This is a genomic window from Ureibacillus manganicus DSM 26584, assembly GCF_000772945.1.
GTDB classification, from domain to species: domain Bacteria; phylum Bacillota; class Bacilli; order Bacillales_A; family Planococcaceae; genus Ureibacillus; species Ureibacillus manganicus.
The window spans coordinates 26,470-45,110 of record NZ_JPVN01000010.1 but is presented as its reverse complement, the minus strand read 5'-3'; the positions used below and the strand labels follow the sequence as shown (position 1 = coordinate 45,110).

17 protein-coding genes and 1 other annotated feature are annotated in these 18,641 nt (G+C 35.0%); all 17 genes read left to right on the top strand.

The genetic code is table 11. The features are described 5' to 3' along the window. Positions 1-16: 16 nt before the first annotated feature. The 17 genes from ccsA (at position 17) to minD (ending at position 18,553) form a co-directional block, all read left to right on the top strand. On the top strand, positions 17-844 hold the full coding sequence (gene ccsA, locus CD29_RS09480; RefSeq protein WP_036185855.1) for a cytochrome c biogenesis protein CcsA: 828 nt from the start codon (positions 17-19) through the stop codon (positions 842-844). Between the two features lie 108 nt (positions 845-952). Continuing rightward, positions 953-1,885 (top strand): hydroxymethylbilane synthase, encoded by a 933-nt coding sequence (gene hemC / locus CD29_RS09475; protein WP_036185854.1) that lies wholly within the window; start codon positions 953-955, stop codon positions 1,883-1,885. Further along, complete coding sequence (locus tag CD29_RS09470; protein ID WP_036185852.1) at positions 1,875-2,621, top strand: uroporphyrinogen-III synthase; 747 nt, start codon at positions 1,875-1,877, stop codon at positions 2,619-2,621. The genes hemC and CD29_RS09470 overlap by 11 nt, the downstream gene beginning before the upstream one ends. An 11-nt stretch (positions 2,622-2,632) precedes the next feature. Then, positions 2,633-3,613, top strand: a complete 981-nt coding sequence (hemB, locus tag CD29_RS09465; protein WP_036185851.1) for a porphobilinogen synthase — start codon at positions 2,633-2,635, stop codon at positions 3,611-3,613. A 1-nt stretch (position 3,614) separates the two neighbouring features. Next, entirely contained in the window at positions 3,615-4,904 is a 1,290-nt protein-coding gene (hemL, locus tag CD29_RS09460) for a glutamate-1-semialdehyde 2,1-aminomutase (protein WP_036185849.1), read from the top strand. Positions 4,905-5,057: 153 nt separating this feature from the next. Further along, positions 5,058-6,077 carry a hypothetical protein gene (locus CD29_RS19690; RefSeq protein ID WP_052124100.1) on the top strand — a complete coding sequence of 340 codons (1,020 nt, stop codon included), beginning with the start codon at positions 5,058-5,060 and terminating at the stop codon, positions 6,075-6,077. Positions 6,078-6,347: 270 nt separating this feature from the next. Further along, positions 6,348-6,608: a binding site (T-box leader), on the top strand. Between the two features lie 64 nt (positions 6,609-6,672). Next, positions 6,673-9,321 (top strand): valine--tRNA ligase, encoded by a 2,649-nt coding sequence (locus CD29_RS09450; protein ID WP_036185847.1) that lies wholly within the window; start codon positions 6,673-6,675, stop codon positions 9,319-9,321. Positions 9,322-9,394: 73 nt separating this feature from the next. Beyond that, positions 9,395-10,681, top strand: a complete 1,287-nt coding sequence (locus CD29_RS09445) for a bifunctional folylpolyglutamate synthase/dihydrofolate synthase (RefSeq protein ID WP_036185845.1) — start codon at positions 9,395-9,397, stop codon at positions 10,679-10,681. A 6-nt stretch (positions 10,682-10,687) separates the two neighbouring features. Next, positions 10,688-11,944 (top strand): bifunctional folylpolyglutamate synthase/dihydrofolate synthase, encoded by a 1,257-nt coding sequence (locus CD29_RS09440; RefSeq protein WP_036185843.1) that lies wholly within the window; start codon positions 10,688-10,690, stop codon positions 11,942-11,944. Between the two features lie 176 nt (positions 11,945-12,120). Next, positions 12,121-12,777, top strand: a complete 657-nt coding sequence (locus CD29_RS09435) for a hypothetical protein (RefSeq protein WP_052124099.1) — start codon at positions 12,121-12,123, stop codon at positions 12,775-12,777. Positions 12,778-12,871: 94 nt separating this feature from the next. Then, positions 12,872-13,465, top strand: coding sequence for a Maf family protein (locus CD29_RS09430; RefSeq protein ID WP_036185842.1), 594 nt, complete (start codon positions 12,872-12,874; stop codon positions 13,463-13,465). Between the two features lie 7 nt (positions 13,466-13,472). After that, positions 13,473-14,171, top strand: coding sequence for a RadC family protein (gene radC / locus CD29_RS09425; protein ID WP_036185840.1), 699 nt, complete (start codon positions 13,473-13,475; stop codon positions 14,169-14,171). Between the two features lie 429 nt (positions 14,172-14,600). Further along, positions 14,601-15,620, top strand: a complete 1,020-nt coding sequence (locus CD29_RS09420; RefSeq protein ID WP_036185838.1) for a rod shape-determining protein — start codon at positions 14,601-14,603, stop codon at positions 15,618-15,620. Between the two features lie 12 nt (positions 15,621-15,632). Further along, positions 15,633-16,532 (top strand): rod shape-determining protein MreC, encoded by a 900-nt coding sequence (mreC, locus tag CD29_RS09415; protein WP_036185835.1) that lies wholly within the window; start codon positions 15,633-15,635, stop codon positions 16,530-16,532. Positions 16,533-16,534: 2 nt separating this feature from the next. Then, the gene (gene mreD, locus CD29_RS09410) at positions 16,535-17,062 is read left to right on the top strand and encodes a rod shape-determining protein MreD (RefSeq protein ID WP_036185833.1); all 528 of its coding nucleotides are present in this window, start codon (positions 16,535-16,537) and stop codon (positions 17,060-17,062) included. 23 nt (positions 17,063-17,085) lie between these two features. Continuing rightward, positions 17,086-17,754, top strand: coding sequence for a septum site-determining protein MinC (locus CD29_RS09405; RefSeq protein ID WP_036185831.1), 669 nt, complete (start codon positions 17,086-17,088; stop codon positions 17,752-17,754). A gap of 1 nt (position 17,755) precedes the next feature. After that, the gene (gene minD / locus CD29_RS09400) at positions 17,756-18,553 is read left to right on the top strand and encodes a septum site-determining protein MinD (protein ID WP_036185829.1); all 798 of its coding nucleotides are present in this window, start codon (positions 17,756-17,758) and stop codon (positions 18,551-18,553) included. The last annotated feature ends 88 nt before the right edge of the window (positions 18,554-18,641 follow it).

Here is an 18,641-nt window from a genome sequence, read left to right as displayed (position 1 = left end):
TGAAGAAGGGTTGCGAATGATTGACCTAACAATGTCACGGATTTATGAAATAATGGTACTTTTATATGCAATTAGTATCGTTCTTTATTTCATCGACTATTTTTATAGGAAAGTTCAAATACGTCGAGTTGCGTTTTGGCTTGTGTCGATTGTATGGGTTATGCAGACAGTTTTCTTTTTACTATATATTATTGAAATGAAGAGATTCCCAGTTCTAACTTTGATAGAAGGAGTATACTTCTATGCATGGTTATTAATAACCATTTCAATCATATTACATTGTATTGTACGAGTTGATTTACCTGTATTTTTTATAAATATTTTAGGATTTATCTTCGTTACGATTCACTTATTTGCACCAGATTATGTACAACATCCATTAAGAGAGACGTTAGTATCTGAGATGCTGATAATTCATATAAGTTTTGCAATTTTATCCTATGCTTCGTTCACTCTAGCCTTTGTGTTCTCTGTTCTATACTTAATATTATATAAGCTTTTAAAGGGGAAAAAATATACAAAGTTATGGAGTAGATTGCCGTCTTTACAGCAGCTTAGTAAATGGGTAAATGGCTCAATATTAATAGGGAATCCAATATTTTTAATTAGTATAATTTTGGGCCTAGAATGGGCATTTCTTACATTAGAGGGTTTATCAATCATTGATGCGAAAATTATCGGATCATTTATCATTTTTGTAATTTACTTTACTATTTTAATATTACATCAAAAAGGTAAACTTTCCGGCATCAATTATTCCTGGGCACAAATTTATACATTTTTACTTGTAGTTGTTAATTTCTTTTTAGGTAGTAAACTTTCAAGCTTCCATTTATGGTATTAAGGGTGAGATTTGAAAACATATACCCTTTGAAACGAGAAACGGGACACTAAAATGTGACCATTAAAGAATAAACTTGCGGATATTTATAGTTAGAAAGGTTTGAGCATATTGAGAAAAATTATAGTAGGTTCTAGAAAAAGTAAACTGGCGTTAACACAAACGAATTGGTTTATCGATCAATTGAAAAAAGCAGGAGCACCTTTTGAATTTGAAGTGAAAGAAATTGTTACAAAAGGAGATCGTATTTTAGATGTGCAGCTGTCTAAAGTAGGAGGAAAAGGGTTGTTTGTAAAAGAAATCGAACAAGCTTTATATGATAAAGAAATCGATTTTGCAGTACATTCCATGAAAGATATGCCTGCTGTATTACCTGATGGGTTAGTAATTGGTTGTATACCAAAAAGAGAAGATCCACGTGATGCGTTTATTTCTAAAGGACACGTGAAATTTAAAGACCTACCACAATATGCGATCGTAGGAACTAGTTCGCTTCGTCGAAGTGCACAGTTAAAAAAAGTGCGTCCTGATATAGAAATTAAATGGATTCGTGGGAATGTTGATACACGTTTAGCAAAACTAGAAAATGAAAATTACGATGCGATTATTTTAGCAGCAGCAGGTTTAAAACGTCTTGGATGGAATGACGATGTAGTTACTGAATATTTAGATACAGAAACATGTTTACCAGCAGTTGCACAAGGTTCATTAGGGATAGAATGCCGAGCTGACGACGAAGAACTGTTAGCTGAACTAGCAAAATTAACAGACAAAACTACTTGGGATGAAGCATTTGCTGAAAGATCTTTCTTAGCTGCTATGGATGGTGGTTGTCAAGTTCCAATCGCTGGATTTGCAAAATCAGAAGGTGATTCTATTACACTTACTGGATTAGTTGCCGCTCCAGACGCAACTGTATTTTATAGTGAAACAATGACAGGGACAGATCCAGTTGAATTAGGTAAAGAAGTAGCACAAAAATTAACAGAACAAGGCGCATATGAGTTAATTCAGCAGGTAAAGGCTGAGCTTGATGCAAACTGATAAACCGTTACAAGGAAAAACAGTTGTTGTTACAGGTTCGACTATAACAACATCTGTTTTACAAAAAATTGAGCAATTAGGTGGAGATGCTATAGCATGTCCACTAATTAAGGTAGTAGAAATAGAACATCCTGATGATTTTACGCAGTTAGAACTGGGAAGGGATTTCGACTGGTTAATCTTTACAAGTCAAAATGCAGTAGAGGCATTTTGTGCTAAAATGGTAAGGTATAATTTAACTCCCTCACACTTTAAAGGGAAAATAGCTGCTGTTGGGTCAAAAACAAAAGATAAGTTACTTTCTAATGGGCTAAGAGTGGATTTTGTACCTTCAGTTTTTAGTGCAGATGTTTTTGTGAAAGAATTTCCAGAGGTTGCACATCCTAATTCAAAATGTTTCTTTGTCAGAGGAAAAAAAGCGAAAAATACAATTAAAGATGGTTTACCATTTGAAGTTATTGAGTGGAATGTGTATGCAACAGTTGAAAGTATGGATTATATACAACAACTTATTCAATTAATCCAAACCCGAAAAGAACTTATATTGATTTTCGCAAGTCCGTCTGCAGTGGATGCATATGCAACACATATTGCACGATATGTGGGATGGGAAAAAGTAACGATAGCAAGCATTGGGCATATAACAAGTAATGCTTTACGAAAAACTGGTGCTCATGTTACATATCAGCCTAAAACTTATACAATGGAAGCAGTACTAGAAGAAATCGTGAAATAGGAGAGTTTCATATGACACAATTGAACTTTAGAAGACACCGCAGATTACGTACATCAGCTACTATGCGAGGAATGGTGAAAGAGACTTATTTACACAAAGAAGATTTAATTTACCCACTTTTCGTAATGGAAGGTGAAAACATTAAAAACCCAGTCAATTCGATGCCTGGCGTTTATCAATTTTCTTTGGACAAGTTAGATGAAGAAATAGATGAAGTTGTTGAAATGGGTATTCCTGCAGTAATTTTATTCGGTATACCAGCCGAAAAAGATGCGGTTGGAACTGGCGCATTCCATGACCATGGTATTGTCCAAAAAGCAACTCGTCAAATTAAATCACGTCATCCTGAACTACTAGTCATTGCTGATACATGTTTATGTGAATTTACTGATCATGGACATTGTGGAGTTGTTGAAGGTGAGAAAATTTTAAATGACCCTTCACTTGATGTTCTAGCGCGTACTGCTGTTTCCCAAGCACAAGCAGGTGCAGATATCATAGCGCCATCAAATATGATGGATGGTTTCGTTATTGCTATTCGTACAGCTTTAGATGAAGCTGGCTTCCATGATGTACCTATCATGTCTTATGCAGTGAAATATGCATCAAGCTATTATGGTCCATTCCGTGAAGCAGCAGACGGAGCACCACAATTTGGTGACCGTAAAACATATCAAATGGACCCATCAAACAGATTAGAAGCAATTCGTGAAGCACAATCTGATATTGATGAAGGTGCGGATTTCTTAATCGTTAAACCTGCTTTATCTTATTTAGATATTATTAGAGATGTACGCAATAATTTCCCGGTTCCTATTGTTGCTTATAATGTTTCTGGTGAATACGCAATGGTTAAAGCTGCTGCACAAAATGGTTGGATTGACGAAAAATCAGTCGTATTGGAAACGTTATTAGGTATGAAACGTGCTGGTGCAGATTTAATATTAACTTATCATGCAAAAGATGTAGTTCGTTGGTTGGAGGAGAAATAATATGAAATCTTTTGGGAAATCTATTAATGCTTTTAAAGAAGCCCTTGATTTAATGCCAGGTGGGGTGAATAGCCCTGTTAGAGCATTTAAATCTGTAAACACTGACCCAATTTTTATGGAATCAGGTAGTGGTGCAGTTATTAAAGACATTGATGGCAATGAATATATCGACTATGTATTGAGCTGGGGTCCACTTATCCTTGGTCACTCACACCCTGATGTTGTAAAAGCAATTCAAGAACAAGCAGTTAAAGGTACATCTTTTGGAGCACCTACTTTACTTGAAAATAAATTAGCAGAATTAGTCATTGAACGTGTTCCATCTGTTGAAATGGTACGTTTTGTTTCTTCTGGAACGGAAGCGACAATGGCGGCTTTACGTTTAGCTCGTGGCTTCACTGGTAGAGATATTATCTTAAAATTTGAAGGTTCATACCATGGACATGGTGATTCATTACTTATTAAGGCTGGTTCTGGTGTTGCTACACTAGGTTTACCAGATAGTCCTGGAGTTCCTGCTGACATTGCTAAAAATACATTGACTGTTCCTTATAATAATATTGATGCAGTAAATGTTGTATTTGAAAAATATGGCAGTCAAATTGCTGCAGTAATCGTTGAACCAGTTGCTGGAAATATGGGTGTTGTACCACCTCAACCTGGGTTCTTAGAAGGTTTACGCAAAGTCACAAAAGAACATGGCGCACTTCTCATTTTTGATGAGGTAATGACTGGATTCCGTGTTGACTATACTTGTGCTCAAGGTTATTACGGTATTACACCTGATTTAACATGCCTAGGTAAAGTGGTGGGAGGCGGACTTCCAGTTGGCGCATACGGTGGACGTCGTGACATTATGGAACATATTGCTCCAGCAGGACCAGTGTATCAAGCAGGTACATTATCAGGTAACCCACTTGCAATGACTGCAGGAATTGAAACATTATCACGTTTAACACCAGAATCTTATGAATATTTCACAAAGCTTGGTGACTTACTAGAAGCGGGAATACGTGAAGCTGCAACGAAATACAACATTCCTCATACAGTTAACCGTGCCGGCTCCATGATTGGCTTATTCTTAACTAATGAGAATGTAGTTGATTTCGAGTCTGCTAAAACGTCTGATTTAAGTTTATTTGCAGAGTATTTTAAATTGATGGCTGAGGAAGGTATTTATTTACCACCATCACAATTTGAAGGATTGTTTATTTCAACTGCTCATACAGAAGAACATATTAATAAAACAATACAAGCATTCCATACTGTATTTGAAAAACTAGCTCGCTAAAATTGAATCACTACCAAAAAGTGTCTTTCTCTACTTTTGAGAAAGGCACTTTTTAATAATCAGGCATATCCATGCTTTTTTCTCTATAATTTTGATTATTAGATTTTGCATACTTGAAATCCTATCGCATATTGTATTAGCGGGAGGGATATAATGCAAAATTATAACTGGGATATAAAGACACAATTTGTGTTTCCTGAAGAATATGGGGTCGTAGAAGATGTTGTTTCTGTTGATATAAAACCACGCTTTCAACTAATTGAAACAGAAGAGGCACTTAGACTCGTTGGAATATATCATATTACTTCAGTCGTTCAATTTGACCCGCATGAGCTTCCAGATTACAGCGAAGGTACACTGATTGAACATTTGGAGCTAACAGGGAATAATGGGTATTTTGAATATGCATTACCATTAGAAGTGAATTTCCCTAAAGAAAAAGTTCCAACTGGTTGTCACCCTGAGCTTTATATTGAAGATGTTCGTTATGATGTTTATGATGGATCAAGTGCTACATATAATTGGGATGTTTGTTGCACAATTACTGACCCTGTTATGGAGCCGGTTAACGAAGTAGATGAAGTAATTCAATTCGAGTCATATTTAGAATCGAATAATATACCACTAGAAATTCCAAGTGCTTCGGCATTTGCAGAACTGATTCAACAACCTGAATCTACAAACCTTGAAGTTGTAGAAGTTGTTGAAGAAGAATTAGAGCCACTTACTCTAGATGATCAAACAGAAAAATTAGAACCACTTATTCTAGAGGATCGAACAGAAAGATTAGAACCACTTATTCTAGAGGATCAAACAGAAGAATTAAAGCCACTTACTAAACATGATCAAGTAGAAGAAGTAGCGGAAGTAGTTGAAGTTGATGATGCTCCAAATTATGTGGAGAGTGTAAACTATGTTGAACGAGAGCAAGAGCAATTGCAAGAGATTAATGCACAAACAATAAATCATGTTTCTGAAAATGAAATTTTAACTGAAGAAGTAGCACAAGTTTTACCGCAAGAAGATACAATAGAAGAGTTAGTTAACACAGAAAATGTAATGCAGAGGAAAGACCCAAGTGATTATTTCTTTGATGATGATGATTTCTTAGCAAGCTTAAGTGAATCGTATACACCTTTAGATTTAAAGTCAAATAAGGTCAGTCCAGAATAAAATAGCAATGCACATTAAAAACAGTAACAATAAGAAATCGCCTGTCGTTGGTATAATCAATACTCTAAATCCTTGAAAAACCACGATTGGAATAATAATGCAATGTCTACAATAAAATCTTATCTTTCGTAAAAAGGGCGGTAACAAATAAGGGTTATAACCTCTTCTTTTTTTCCGTTTCAATTATTTTCTCTCCTTTTAAATTGTTGTCACTTGAAAACTGTTAGTGGTATATTATACAATATGAACAGTTCAAAATTTAGTTCAATATGTGATGCGATGAATAGGAAGAGTAAAATGACCTTGCTTGCAAAAGAGAGGAAACGGTAGCTGAAAAGTTTCCGCAAATGCAATCATTTGAAGGTAGCCTAAGAGCAACTTTTGTGAACGATAGTAGCAAAATGTCGGTTAAACACCGTTATCGATTCGAGAGCTAAGACGAAATGTCAGTTGGTTTTAAAAACCATGTCATTCGACTTAGAATAAAGGTGGTACCGCGGAAAATAAATTAAAAACTCCTTCGTCCTTTTTGTGACGATAGGGGTTTTTTTATTTTTTTCTTTTTACAAACTTTTAAAAGGAGGAGTCAATCGATATGACAGAACAAAACATTTCAATGCCAACAAAATACGATCCACAAAGTATCGAAACAGGACGTTATGAATGGTGGCTAAAAGGTAAATACTTTGAAGCACAACCTGAAAGTGGGAAAGAACCTTACTCAATCGTAATTCCACCTCCAAACGTAACCGGGAAATTACATTTAGGTCATGCATGGGATACGACTTTGCAAGATATTCTTATTCGTATGAAACGCATGCAAGGTTATGATGCACTGTGGTTACCTGGTATGGACCACGCGGGAATCGCTACTCAAGCTAAAGTAGAAGAAAAATTACGTGCAGATGGAATTTCACGCTATGACTTAGGACGTGAAAAATTCCTTGAGAAAACTTGGGAATGGAAAGAAGAATATGCTAGTCATATTCGTGCACAATGGTCTAAACTTGGTTTAGCATTAGATTATACACGTGAGCGATTCACATTAGACAAAGGTCTATCAGATGCCGTTAAAGAAGTATTTGTTAAATTATATGAAAAAGGTTTAATATACCGTGGTGAACGTATTATCAACTGGGATCCAGCTGCTAAAACGGCACTATCTGATATTGAAGTAATTCATAAAGAGGTTGAAGGAGCATTCTATCACATGGAATATCCTTTAGCAGATGGCTCAGGTAAATTACGTGTAGCAACTACACGTCCAGAAACAATGTTGGGGGACTCTGGTGTTGCTGTACATCCTGAAGATGAGCGTTACAAGCATTTAGTTGGTAAAACGGTAATTCTCCCAATCGTAGGTCGGGAAATTCCAATTGTAGCAGATGATTATGTGGATATGGAATTTGGAACGGGTGTTGTTAAGATGACTCCAGCCCATGATCCGAACGACTTTGAAGTTGGTAATCGCCATAACCTAGAGCGTATTTTAGTTATGAATGAAGACGGCTCTATGAACGACCTAGCTGGAAAATATGCTGGAATGGATCGTTTTGAATGTCGTAAACAAATTGTAACAGATCTTCAAGAAGCAGGTGTGTTAGTAGAAATTGAACCACATACACATCAAGTTGGACATTCAGAACGTTCTGGAGCAGTAGTGGAACCATACCTATCAGCACAATGGTTCGTTAAAATGGGACCACTTGCAGAGCAAGCTTTAGAAATTCAAAATCATGATGAAGAAAAAGTAAACTTTGTACCAAACCGTTTTGAAAATACGTATAACCGTTGGATGGAAAACGTTCACGACTGGTGTATTTCTCGTCAATTATGGTGGGGTCATCAAATCCCAGCTTGGTACCATAATGAAACTGGTGAAATTTATGTAGGAAAAGAAGCGCCAGCTGATAGCGAAAACTGGACGCAGGATGAAGACGTACTTGATACATGGTTCTCATCTGCATTATGGCCTTTTTCTACGATGGGTTGGCCAGATACTGAAAACGAAGAATTTAAACGTTACTACCCAACTAATACATTAGTAACTGGTTATGACATTATATTCTTCTGGGTAAGTCGTATGATTTTCCAAGGAAAAGAATTCACTGGTGAACGTCCATTTAAAGACGTATTAATCCACGGATTAGTTCGTGATGGTGAAGGTCGTAAAATGAGTAAATCACTTGGAAACGGTGTTGACCCGATGGATGTGATCGATCAATACGGTGCAGACTCACTTCGTTACTTCCTTGCAACTGGTTCGTCACCTGGCCAAGATTTACGTTATACAACTGAAAAAGTTGAATCTACTTGGAACTTTGCAAACAAAATTTGGAATGCTTCCCGTTTTGCTTTAATGAATATGGAAGGTCTAACTTTTGAGGAAATTGATTTATCTGGTAATTTAAATGTTGCAGATAAATGGATTCTTACTCGTCTGAATGAAACAATTGATCGAGTTACAATTTTATCAGACAAATATGAGTTTGGTGAAGTAGGTCGTGAACTTTACAACTTTATTTGGGATGACTTCTGTTCATGGTATATTGAAATGGCGAAACTTCCGCTTTATGGTGAGAATGAAGCTGCGAAGAAAACAACTCGTTCTGTATTAGCATATGTTTTAGATAATACAATGCGATTATTACACCCAATGATGCCATTCATTACTGAAGAAATATGGCAACACCTTCCACATGAAGGAGAGTCTATTACTGTAGCTGCTTGGCCAACAGTTAAAGAAGAATTTAACTTTGCACAAGATGCAGAAAGCATGAAGTTACTTACAGAGATCATTCGTGCGGTACGTAATATTCGTGCAGAAGTAAATACTCCAATGAGTAAGCAAGTACCTTTATTCATTGCTGCAAAAGATGAAAAGACAAAAGCGATTTTAGAAGAAAACCGTGCTTATGTTGAAAAATTCTGTAATCCAGAAACACTTACAATTGGTGTGAATTTAGAAGTTCCAAGTCAATCCATGACTGCTGTCGTTACTGGAGCTGAGTTGTTCTTACCGCTAGCTGGTCTAATTAACTTAAATGAGGAAATTGAGCGCTTAACGAAAGAGCTTGAAAAATGGGCTAAGGAAGTAAAATTAGTTTCCGGAAAACTTTCGAATGAGAAGTTCGTATCTAAAGCTCCTGAAGCACTTGTTGCTCAAGAACGTGAAAAACTAGCAGATTATAAGGAAAAACACGAAGCAGTTGAAAAACGTTTAGCAGAATTAAAGAATATGTAATATGATTAAAGATGTCCTAGTGTAAACTAGGGCATTTTTTTCATATTTCTTACACACATAGAGGTGATTCTACATGTTTCGTTCAATAGAAGAATGTACAAACTTTATTTTTCAATTAAAAGCTAGTCAATATAAAGGGAAGCCATTAGAAGCGGTTCAAATCATATTAAAAGAACTGGGGAACCCGCACTTCACCACGAAATTCATCCACTTTGCAGGCTCAAATGGAAAAGGCTCTACTTTAAATGCTACTCGTGAGATCTTAATGACCCATGGATTGCAGGTTGGTGCATTTACTTCTCCTCATTTAGAAAGAGCTAACGAACGAGTGACGATTAATAAAAACCAAATAACAGATGAAAAGTTTTTACATTATGCTAATTTAATAACTGAGGTCATTGAAGATAAACTTGATGGAAAGTATCCAACATTTTTTGAAATGATGATGTTAATTGCATTTCAACATTTTGCGAATGAAGAAGTGGATGTAGCATTGATTGAGACTGGGATTGGTGGTCGGGTTGATTCAACGAACATTATTACACCAGAAGTATCTGTAATCACAACCATTTCTTTAGAGCATACAGAAATTTTAGGGGATACTTATGAAAAGATTGCTTTTGAAAAAGCAGGAATTATTAAAGAAGGAGTACCTGTAGTTGTTGGTGCAAAAAATGAAAAAGCTCTTCTAGTAATAGAAGATAGAATAAAAGCAATGAAATCAGATAGTTATTTCCTAGGAAAAGATATCCAAATAATTGATGTTGTGAAAGGCAATCCACAACAATTTAGCTTTAGCTTTAATTCTCATGAAATAATGGATATTCCTCTTTTAATGGTAGGAGAACATCAGGTAGAAAATGCAGCATTAGCGATTACGGCTTCAATTCTTTTTGATTTAACCATTTCAGCGGAAACCATTCGTACTTCTTTACGAAATGCAAAGTGGGAAGGACGTTTTGAACGAATTGGTGAAAAAGTAATTATTGATGGTGCCCATAATTCAGAAGGGACAAGTTCATTAATAAACACTTTAAAAGAGGTTGAACCAAACAAAAAATATAAATTTGTTTACGCTGCGCTTCAAGATAAAGACCATCATAAGAGTATTGAAATGATGGATCAAGTTGCACATAAAATGAGCTTTACTGAAATTTCACTACCACGTAGAGCGAAAGCTGAAATTTTAGCTTCCCAATCTAACCATCATACAATAGCGGTAGATGAAAATTGGAGAAGATTAATTGAAAATGAACTAGCTGAACTATGTGAAGATGAGATTCTAATTGTTACTGGTTCTCTATATTTCATTGCAGATGTGCGGCAATTTCTCAAGAACTTTTTAAAGAAAGAAGGATAATTACTAATGATTCCAAAACTCGATGAATACAAAGAAAAATGGGGTGTCTTCAGTGATACATCCATTAAACCAGGACTTGCGTCAATAAATAATGCATTAAAGCTGTTAAATCAACCACATAAAGGTTTAAATGTAGTTCATCTTGCGGGAACAAATGGTAAAGGATCGACATTAACGTTTATTGAAAATATAGCAAGAAGTCATGGACTGTCAGTTGGTAAGTTTATGTCTCCTTGTATAGTGGACGTTCATGATCAAATTCAAATTAACGGGATCCCCATTTCAGAAGAGGAAATGGATCAAATCTTTAATTTATTTAAAAAGTCTTCTATCAGTGAATTATTGACTGACTTTGAATTGCTTACTTGCGCGGCATTTGTTCACTTTAATAAAAATGGTGTTGATTTAGTATTATTAGAAGCTGGTATGGGAGGTCGTGAAGATAGCACTAATGTTATTACTCCGATTGTATCCGTTATCCCTAGTATTGCTTTAGAACACACTCGGTTTTTAGGTAATACCATTGAGAGTATTGCAAAACATAAAGCCGGTATTATAAAGGAGAATCGACCAGTAGTAATTGGTGATCTACCTCCTGAAGCGATAAAAGTGATTGAAATGGAAGCAAACGATAAAAAAGCACCGTTATATCGTTTAGGGAAGGAGTTTCTAGTGGACCTAGCGATAGATGGTGATATTTATAGAAATGACCTAAAAGGGATTCAGATCAACAATTTAAAACGTTTCCTTTTAGGGAATCATCAAGGCTTAAATATGGCAATAGCAATTACTTCATTTATAGAAGTGGCTAATCATTTCAGCTTGAGAATTGAACCGGAGAAAGTTCTAGAAGCAGTAGCTAATACTAGAGTACCAGGGCGGTTTGAAGAAATAATTGAGAACATAATTTTTGATGGTGCACATAACCCTGATAGTGCGGAAAAATTAGTTCAAACCATTAAGCAGCAATTTCCTAATGAAAAAATCATATTTATTATAGGGATGTTGGCTGATAAAGATGTAAAAGCTGTACTTTCCATTTTAGAAACGATTAGTGATCAGTTTTATTTTGTTGATTTTTCAAACCCTCGTGCAATGAATGCCGAAGAATTAGTAATGTTGTCGAATGCAAACGAGAAATATATTATTGAGAAAAATGACTCTCTATTTCAAAAGTTAAATTCAAAAGGAGAGAAAATTATTGTAACGGGTTCACTGTATTTATTAGCTGAAATTCGTCAGCAATTTTTAAGTAGAAAATGAATTAGTAGTGGGTATACTACACTTATATAATCCTATTAGTATTTGAAATGTAGTGCGGTTTTTTGTAAATTATACGCAAATATTGGGGGAAGATGCGATATTTTTTTTAGACGAGGCGACACCGTCCTTGTCTTTTTTTGTTATAGTTTTGATACGGTAGACTAGAGGTGATATGCATGAAATTTAACAAAGTAATCGGTAAAACAGAACTGATACAAGCTGCAATATTCGGATCAGTAGCGGGAGTAATAGGTGTAATATTTTTTGTGTTTATTTTAAATTCTATGAATACGGTGGAACTTCCGGAGACAGTTGAACCAAATCAAGAAGGACAAGAAGAAACTATCCCTGTACAGTCAAATGGAACCGAAACAAATACACCTTCTAGTGATTTATTTGTTGAAAAATTTTATGCAAATCAGTACGGTGTTTTTTCAACATTTAATGGAGCGACGGAATATATGGCAGCATATCCCACTTTAAATACAAGTGCCATCATTAAAGTGGAGAATAACTATTATATTTGGTCAGAACTTTCAACGGTAAAAGAAGGGATTACTAGATCAGATAATCCACAATCTTTTATAAAAGAATTAAATTTTTCTGCTGGAGGTTGTACGAATCCATCGATTCAAAATATCCCAATTTTACTATCTAGTGAAGATCGCTCAAAATTTTATTTTGAAAGTACAGAAATCCCAGAAAATTTACCCGAAGATTGGCAAACGATTACTGTAGCAATGGCGAATCTTTCAAGTGATCTAGATGTGACTCGTGTACATTTATTAAAGCATTATTTCGAGTTGAATGACTGTCTTAAAATTCAATTTTAACAGTGTGGATTTTGACTAAAACTAGATTATTAACGTTCTGCGGAATTTTCCAAAACAATTTTCTCGAGGTATGATAGCAGTAGGAGGAATGGTCATGAAATTTACTACGAATCACAGTATCGTGCTTGCTTCAGCTTCGCCAAGAAGAAAAGAATTATTTTCAAAACTTGGAGTACCCTTTGAAGTTATAGCGAGTAATGTTGAAGAAACATCCGTAAAGATGAGTACTATGGAAAACTATGTGCGGGAAGTAGCATTATTAAAAGCTAGAGACATTGCAAAAAGAGAAAAAGGCAAATCTATTATTGGTGCAGATACCATTGTTGTTTTTCAAAATCAACTTCTCCATAAACCAAAAACTACAGAAGAAGCGATATCTCATTTAGAGAAACTCTCAAATAATTGCCATTCTGTAATGACTGCTATAGCCATACTCACTGAGAATGGAACGGAAGAAACGTTTGTAGAAGAAACCAAAGTATATTTTAAGAAACTATCTAGCGCTCTAATTAAAGCGTATGTTGATTCTGGGGATCCCTTTGATAAAGCAGGTGGATATGGCATCCAAACAGGTGGTGCCCTATTTATCGATCGAATAGAAGGAGATTATAATAACGTTGTAGGATTTCCACTAGCTACGGTTTTTGAAAAGTTGATCACTTTAAATATTTTACATATTCGGGAGTGATTAATGAATGGGAGTAAACGTGTTACCGGAGTTAATGATTCGTGATGTTCATGTTAATGATCGTCCTAGGGAAAGATTAATGAGACAAGGAGCACAAAGCCTTTCCAACCAAGAGTTAATTGCTATTTTACTTCGTACGGGTACAAAAAGTGAGTCCGTCTTGACACTAGCAAATCGAATCTTAAACTATTTTGAAAAAATTCATGAATTAAAACATGCTACTTTAGAGGAAATTGTTTCAATTAAAGGGATTGGAGAAGCTAAAGCAGTTCAATTGTTAGCAGCTATAGAGCTTGGTAGAAGATTAGCTCAGATGCAAGTAAATAATCGTTTTACTATTAAATCTCCACAAGATGCTGCAAGTTACCTTATGCCTGAAATGACATCTTTGAATCAGGAGCATTTTGTGACGCTATTTTTGAATACTAAAAACCAAGTGCTTCATAAACAAACCATTTTTATTGGTAGTCTCAATTCCTCCATTGTACACCCAAGAGAAATATTCCGCGAAGCAGTAAAGCGTTCGGCTGCATCAATCATTTGTGCTCATAACCATCCAAGTGGAATAGCAACACCAAGTCCTGAAGATATTGATGTTACAAAACGACTTCAAGAGGCGGGGTATATTATTGGAATAGATTTAATTGATCATATTATCATTGGTGATCATCAGTTTATTAGCTTAAAAGAAAAGGGATATATGTAATAATTTTTATAAAAATTTAATGAAATAGTATATTATGATATATATACGGCCCATTTCGGGTCGTTTTTTTTTACAATATTACATAAACATGTCGAGAGAACCTAATTATTATTAATTCGTCATGTAAATAGTCGAAATTAGTCTTATGAATGTAATAAGTTAAATAAATTTTTTAATTGTTCTTAGGGCAAAATAGAAATACAATGTAAGATGTTGAATTGAAACAAAAACTTTTAGAGTTTTTTCGAGGATGTATGTTTTCATATGCCATTGAGTAAACCACATATTTCATTGTGTTAAACGTCAACGTTCTACAAATTTTAGTGAAGGATAGCTTCTACACTATAATTTTTTAAATTAATCAGCTATAATAAATCGTATGATTTAGGGACTGTTAGTGTCCTGGCTTAGAGAAAGGGAGTACAAAACTTGTTTGGACTAGGAAATAAAGATGTCGGGATCGATCTTGGCACAGCTAATACATTAGTGTTTATAAAGGGGAAGGGGATCGTGTTACGCGAACCTTCTGTAGTAGCTAAAAATACAAAAACTGGTGATATTGTCGCAGTAGGTAATGACGCAAAAAATATGATTGGTCGTACACCAGGCTCAATCGTTGCAATCCGTCCTATGAAAGATGGGGTTATTGCAGATTTTGATATTACAACAGCAATGATTCAATATTATTTAAGACAAGCTTTAAAAAATTCAGGTGCTAATTGGAAAAAACCGAATGTTATGATTTGTGTACCATACGGAATTACATCAGTAGAACAACGTGCAGTAATTGATGCTAGTCGACAAGCTGGTGCAAAAGAAGCGTTTACGATTGAAGAACCATTTGCTGCTGCTATCGGCGCTAATTTACCTGTATGGGATCCAACGGGGTCAATGGTAGTTGATATCGGTGGTGGTACGACAGAAGTCGCTGTTATTTCACTAGGTGGTATCGTTACAAGTGATTCTGTTCGAATTGGTGGAGATGCATTAGACCATGCAATTACTAGCTATATTCGTAAGGCATATAATTTAACGATTGGTGAACGTACTGCTGAAAATATAAAAATTGAAATTGGTACTGCTCGTGTAGATGGAGAAGTTGAAAAAATGGATATACGTGGACGCGACTTAGTAACAGGGTTACCAAAAACAATTGAAATTTCTTCAAAAGAAATTTCTGAATCATTAAAAGAAGCCATTGCTACAATTATTGATGGTGTTAAAAAGACTCTAGAACAAACTCCTCCAGAACTATCTGCAGATGTTATGGAACGAGGGATTGTTTTAACTGGTGGTGGAGCGTTACTAAGAAATCTTGACAAAGTCATTAGTGATGAAACGAAAATGCCTGTATTTATTGCAGAAAACCCACTAGATTGTGTCGCAATCGGTACTGGTAAAGCGTTAGATCATATTGATTTAGTTCGCTCACAACAATTGAAAAAATAAGGAGGAATAACAATGCCACATTTTTCAAACAAGAAATTAATATTGCTACTTGTTAGCATGATTTTCATTGTGGCATTGATTAGCTTCTCGTTACGTGACCGTCAAAATGCAACGTTACCCGAACAATTCATTAAAGATACTGTTGGTTTAGTTCAAGGTCTTGTAGCTAAACCAGCAAATTACATAACTGGAATTTTTAACGATATTAATTCTTTACTAAATACTTACGAAGAAAATAAACGATTAAAAATGCGTTTAGAAGACTTTGCAGCATTGCAATCAGAAGTAAATACGTTGAAAAATGAAAATAAATCTTTACGAGACATTGTTGAAAAAGAAAGTAGTTTAAGAGAATATGTTCCGATTCAAGCTACTGTAATTGCAAGAAATCCTGACCAATGGGAAGAAAAAATTATACTAGATAAGGGATCTACCCAAGGTGTACAAGTGAATATGGCAGTCATGACAGCTCAAGGATTAATTGGTAAAATAAGTTTAGTAACACCACTTACATCAGAAGTGGAGTTAATCCAAACGAACAATCCTAATTTTCGAGTATCTGCTGTGATTCAAGGGGAAAATGAAGAGATTTTCGGTTTAATAGAAGGATTTGATGTTGAACGTAATGAATTAATAATGAAGCGAATCGATTCAAGCTTTGAAGTAAAAGAAGGGGAACTTGTTATTTCTTCTGGTTTAGGTGGGATATTCCCTAAAGGCATTTTAATTGGAGAAATAACTGAAATTACAACGGATGATTTTGGCTTAACAAAGATGGCCTACATTAAACCAGCCGCTGATTTTTCAATGTTACAAGATGTGATCATTGCAAAACGCAATATAATTACAATCGATAAACATGAGGAACTAATAAACGAGCCAACTGAACAAACGCAAGGAACAGGTGAATAATAATGGTTATTCGATTGTTAATTCCATTTATAGCTATATTGTTATTTTTACTTGAACCTGAATTTGCACTATTTTCTCCAATTGAATTAAATGGGCAAACAGTTTTTTTAGTTCCAAGATTTTTAATTCTTTACTTAATTTTTGTATCTATATACTACAATCGTAGGCGAGCTGTAGTATATGGATTAATTTTTGGGCTATTGTATGATGTGTTTTACATTGATATTATTGGACTATATAGTGTTTTGTACCCATTGATCTGTTTAATAGCTGGTTCTACTGTTAAGTTTATACATCAGCATTTGGTGATTACTACACTATTATCTTTAATATTAGTGGCCATTATGGAAATCATTCTTTACTATTTCTTCTATTTTATTAATTTTACAACTATTACATTTACAGTCTTTATGATGACCCGCTTAGTACCGACAATAGTAGCTAATTTACTATTTTTAGTTATGTTAGGCTGGGTATTCAAGTACTTAATCAATGCACGGGTATTACAACGTGCACGTGAAAATACTTAACCATGCGTGAGGTGTCACTTTATATGAAAAAACAGCTTGTCCATATTAAAGGGACAAAAGAAGGATTGGTACTTCGACTGGATGACTGTTGCGCCTACGCGGATTTATTAGAAGAACTTGAAAATAGAGTTTCTGAAGGCGGTCTTGATAATAGAGTTGATGTACAACTTGATTTAGGATTTCGCTTTTTAACTAAAGAACAGAAAAATGATTTAGTTCAAGTTGTAGAGAAATCTGGTAATATGCATGTATCTAGTGTGTTTAGTGAAGTAATTAGTGTAAATGAGAGTAATGAAATGGTTCTTGCAAGTAAGCGAGATACCTATATAGGAATTGTACGCTCTGGTCAAATAGTTCAAGCAACCGGAGATATCGTGATTGTAGGGGATGTCAATCCAAATGGGCGAGTTGAAGCGGGCGGAAGCATTTATGTTCTTGGAAAACTAAAGGGACAAGTACATGCAGGATTTGAAGGTAATAAGGATGCAATCATTGTTGCATCTCATTTTGAACCAACACATGTCTTTATTGCTGACCAAATTGATATCATGTCAAACGAAAAAACATTTATAAGTCAACATGTTGATCAAATCATTGCATATATCGATCAAAATGGCGTTATTGCATATGAACGTTTACAAGAAGCAAAAAATTTACGTCCATCTTTAAATACTATTCAAGGAGGAAGCTAATGTGGGTGAAGCTATAGTAATTACTTCAGGAAAAGGCGGTGTTGGTAAAACTACAACTACTGCAAATCTTGGAACTGCATTGGCTCTTCAAGGTAAGAAAGTATGTTTAGTTGATACTGATATTGGTTTACGAAATCTTGATGTTGTATTAGGTCTAGAAAATCGAATAATTTATGATTTAGTAGATGTTATCGAAGGCCGTTGTAAAGTTCATCAAGCAATCGTACGAGACAAACGTGTTGATGAAAAACTATTTTTATTACCTGCTGCTCAAACGACAGACAAAAATGCTGTCAATCCAGAGCAAATGAAGAGTCTTGTAGAAGAACTTAAACGTGAATATGATTATGTTTTAATAGATTGTCCTGCTGGAATTGAACAAGGATATCGAAATGCTGTTGCTGGTGCGGATCGTGCGATTGTAGTAACAACTCCCGAAATATCTGCAGTTCGTGACGCAGATCGAATCATTGGTCTATTAGAACAAGAAGATATTGAGCCACCGCGTTTAATCATTAATCGTATTCGAAAAAAGCTTATGAATAAGGAAGACAACCTAGACATTAACGATATTACAACTCATTTATCTATTGATCTATTAGGAATAATAATAGAAAGTGACGATGTAATCAGTGCATCTAATAAGGGAGAACCAATTGTTATGGATCCAAATAACAAAGCTGCCTTAGGCTATCGAAATGTAGCTCGAAGAATTCTAGGTGAATCTGTACCATTAATGTCAATTGATGATGATCAAAAAGGCGTATTTGCAAAGATTAAATCTCTTTTTTCAAGATAATAATTAAAATGAAATTCCTTAAGTATTATAGCTTAAGGGATTTTTTTATTTTCTAATGTGAAAAATAATAGATTTAATGTGTTAAACG

Excerpts from the sequence above, each read along its gene's own strand:
- ccsA (WP_036185855.1), top strand. The coding sequence starts at position 17 with ATGATTGACCTAACAATGTCACGGATTTATGAAATAATGGTACTTTTA.
- CD29_RS09470 (WP_036185852.1), top strand. The coding sequence starts at position 1,875 with ATGCAAACTGATAAACCGTTACAAGGAAAAACAGTTGTTGTTACAGGT.
- hemB (WP_036185851.1), top strand. The coding sequence starts at position 2,633 with ATGACACAATTGAACTTTAGAAGACACCGCAGATTACGTACATCAGCT.
- hemL (WP_036185849.1), top strand. The coding sequence starts at position 3,615 with ATGAAATCTTTTGGGAAATCTATTAATGCTTTTAAAGAAGCCCTTGAT.
- CD29_RS19690 (WP_052124100.1), top strand. The coding sequence starts at position 5,058 with ATGCAAAATTATAACTGGGATATAAAGACACAATTTGTGTTTCCTGAA.
- CD29_RS09450 (WP_036185847.1), top strand. The coding sequence starts at position 6,673 with ATGACAGAACAAAACATTTCAATGCCAACAAAATACGATCCACAAAGT.
- CD29_RS09445 (WP_036185845.1), top strand. The coding sequence starts at position 9,395 with ATGTTTCGTTCAATAGAAGAATGTACAAACTTTATTTTTCAATTAAAA.
- CD29_RS09440 (WP_036185843.1), top strand. The coding sequence starts at position 10,688 with ATGATTCCAAAACTCGATGAATACAAAGAAAAATGGGGTGTCTTCAGT.
- CD29_RS09435 (WP_052124099.1), top strand. The coding sequence starts at position 12,121 with ATGAAATTTAACAAAGTAATCGGTAAAACAGAACTGATACAAGCTGCA.
- CD29_RS09430 (WP_036185842.1), top strand. The coding sequence starts at position 12,872 with ATGAAATTTACTACGAATCACAGTATCGTGCTTGCTTCAGCTTCGCCA.
- radC (WP_036185840.1), top strand. The coding sequence starts at position 13,473 with ATGGGAGTAAACGTGTTACCGGAGTTAATGATTCGTGATGTTCATGTT.
- mreC (WP_036185835.1), top strand. The coding sequence starts at position 15,633 with ATGCCACATTTTTCAAACAAGAAATTAATATTGCTACTTGTTAGCATG.
- mreD (WP_036185833.1), top strand. The coding sequence starts at position 16,535 with ATGGTTATTCGATTGTTAATTCCATTTATAGCTATATTGTTATTTTTA.
- CD29_RS09405 (WP_036185831.1), top strand. The coding sequence starts at position 17,086 with ATGAAAAAACAGCTTGTCCATATTAAAGGGACAAAAGAAGGATTGGTA.